Source organism: Actinomycetes bacterium (assembly GCA_036510875.1).
Classification (GTDB): domain Bacteria; phylum Actinomycetota; class Actinomycetes; order Prado026; family Prado026; genus DATCDE01.
Window position 1 is genome coordinate 1 of record DATCDE010000260.1, and the last position, 2,677, is coordinate 2,677.

Below are 2,677 nucleotides of genomic sequence, written 5' to 3' on the forward strand. Positions count from 1 at the left end.
TAGTGATGGCGGTCGGGTCCGACCCGCTGAAAGCCTCGACGGTGGTCACCGACTCTGTGCGCTCGATCGTGGCGGCGATGACTCAGCTGCGGCTGAGCCGGTACATCGGAGTCAGCGGTACGGCGAACATGGCCACGACCACGCTGCGCGGGCGACTGTCACTAGTCCCGGTGCGCCGCTTCATCAAGGCGGCGACCGACCACGCCGTCGCCTACGAGATCGTTAACGCGAGCGACCTGGACTATGTCCTGGCTGGCTGCCCCTACATCCGCGACGGCGCGCCCGCAGCCCGCTACCGCGAGGAACCGGGGCCTTTTCCGGGCGGCTTTAAGACCATCACTCCGGGCGAGGTCGCTGACTTCCTGGTCCGCGAGATCGCCGGCAGGCGCTACCACCGCCAGATCGTGGGCATCTGGCACTGACCTGCTCCCGACCTACGGTCAGATCGCGATCGTTAGCGCCGATTCTCGCGCTGAACTATTCGACCGCCCGCTGTCCTCGCTGATAGCTATGTAGTTCAGGACTTCGCCTGTGCTGTATGGGATTCGGGCTCTTGGCGTCCTTCCGCATCGGAGGAGCTAGGGCAGATCACGCTGTCTGATTAGGCACAGTACCTTTGCTGCAACATCCCGAAGTAAGCACGGCAGCGGATCGCCAACTCCTGAAAGGCTTGAAATGACAGGGATGTAGTTCTTCCTCCAGTGTTGTGGCGTGTCGCGTTGACGGCATTCGTGGATGCTGCTGAGATTCATTACATCGATCAGACAGCGATACCACTCCCACCCTCGGCGCGGCCAGGCGGTGAGTTCTTCGCCGCCCCCGACACCAGCGACCAACGTCGATACGAGGCGCTGCGCGCCTACCTACTGGAAGGTCTGACGGCATCAGAGGTGGCCGGCCGGTTCGGCTACACCACGGCCAGCGTGCAGTCGATGGCCCGGGACTTCCGGGCCGGACGACAGGACTTCTTCACCGACACCAAGCCCGGCCCCAAGAGCGCACCGGCCAAAGACGCCGCCCGGGCCCGGATCATCGAACTGCGGCGGGCCGGCAGGTCGGCCTACGAGATCACGCAGATCCTGGCCACCGAGGGCACACCGCTGAACCGGACCGGGGTCGCCGAGGTCCTGGCCGAGGAAGGCTTCCCCCGGTTGTGGGCCCGCCCCCATGCTGAACGTGGCATTCCCGCCCGCGAGGCCCAGCCCCGGACCGGCGTGCTGGACTTCGCCGGGTGGCCCGAGCGGACCGACACCAAACTCGCCGGGTTGCTGCTCACCATCCCGGACCTGGTCGCCCTCGACCTGCCAGCTCTGGTCAAGGCCGCCGGCTACCCCGGCACCAGCGTCATCCCAGCACTGAGCTCGGTGCTGTCGCTACTGGCCCTCAAACTCACCGGCACCCGCCGGGTCAGCCACGTCGAGGAACTCGCCACCGACCCCGGCGCCGCGCTGTTCGCCGGCCTGACCTCACTGCCCAAAGCCACCGCCCTGACCACCTACTCCTACCGCCTCCAGCACGCCAAACAGGCCGAATTCCTGACCGCCCTGGACAAAGCCACCCTCACAGCAGGGCTCGCCACCGGCGACGCGGTTAACCTGGACTTCCACGCCGTCATGCACTGGGGCACCGACGTCGCACTCGAAAAGCACTACGTACCAACCAGATCCCAACGGACCCGATCAGTGTTGACCTTCTTCGCTGAAGACGCCGACAGCCACACCCTGCTCTACGCCAACGCCGACCTGGCCAAAGCCACCCAGAACAACGAGGTCCTCGCCTTCGCCGACCACTGGCACCGCGTCACCGGCCACGACCCGAAGCTGCTGATCATGGACAGCAAGGTCACCACCCAGGCCCAGCTCGGCGAGCTCACCGACCGCGGTATCACATTCATCACGCTACGAGCCCGCACCCCCAAGCTCACCGCAGCCCTGCACGCCCTACCAGCCAGCACCTGGACCGCGATGACGATCGCCCGCGCCGGCGGCAAGACCCGCCGAGTCCGCGTCATCGACAACCCCGCTGCCACGCTGAGTACCTACCCCGGCACGCTGCGGCAGCTCGCCGTCGCCGGCCTGGGCCACGACGAACCCACCATCTTGATCACCAACGACCCGGCCAGCCCCTCCAAGGCGATCATCGAGCGCTACGCCCGCAGGATGAACATCGAACAGCGCCTCGCCGAATCGATCCGCTCCTTCGGCCTGGACGCCCTCGCCGGCGCCGTCCCCCTCAACGTCGACCTCGACGTCACGCTCACCGTGCTGGCCCACACCCTCTGCGCCGCCCTACGTCGCCGCCTACCCGGCTACGCCACCACCACCCCCGACACCCTGCAACGCCGCTTCCTGAGCACCACCGGCGAGATCCTCAACCGGGGCAACGAGATCATCGTTCGACTTGACCGCCGGACCTACTCACCCGTTCTGCGCCAAGCCGACCTCCCCACCACCGAAGTCCCCTGGTGGGGCGGCCGCCGACTCAGCTACGAATACAGATGATCAAACTGGGGTCGAATCCGCTGCGCGAGAATCGGCGCTAACACCAACCACGCACTGTTGGATGAAAACTGGCCAGAAGGCAGATGTGCCAGGGGGCCGCTCTTCATGTCGGCGATGACCTGCTCGACGATGGCGTGGTCGCGGTGGGTCGTTTCGGCTTGGAGCATGACCAGTGG

The 2,677-nt window shown here is 66.2% G+C and carries 2 protein-coding genes and 1 pseudogene; 2 read left to right on the forward strand and 1 reads right to left on the reverse strand.

All coding sequences use genetic code 11. The features are described from left to right. Together VIM19_15280 and VIM19_15285 are read left to right on the forward strand one after the other, a co-directional pair. A partial coding sequence (locus VIM19_15280) for an NAD(P)H-binding protein (GenBank protein HEY5186226.1) occupies window positions 1–422 on the forward strand: 422 nt, incomplete at its 5' end. Between the two features lie 468 nt (window positions 423–890). Then, window positions 891–2,501: a hypothetical protein gene (locus tag VIM19_15285; GenBank protein ID HEY5186227.1), complete on the forward strand. Its 1,611-nt coding sequence runs from the start codon at window positions 891–893 to the stop codon at window positions 2,499–2,501. A gap of 29 nt (window positions 2,502–2,530) precedes the next feature. Here VIM19_15285 and VIM19_15290 read toward each other — a convergent pair. Beyond that, window positions 2,531–2,677: pseudogene (locus VIM19_15290) on the reverse strand (IS1380 family transposase).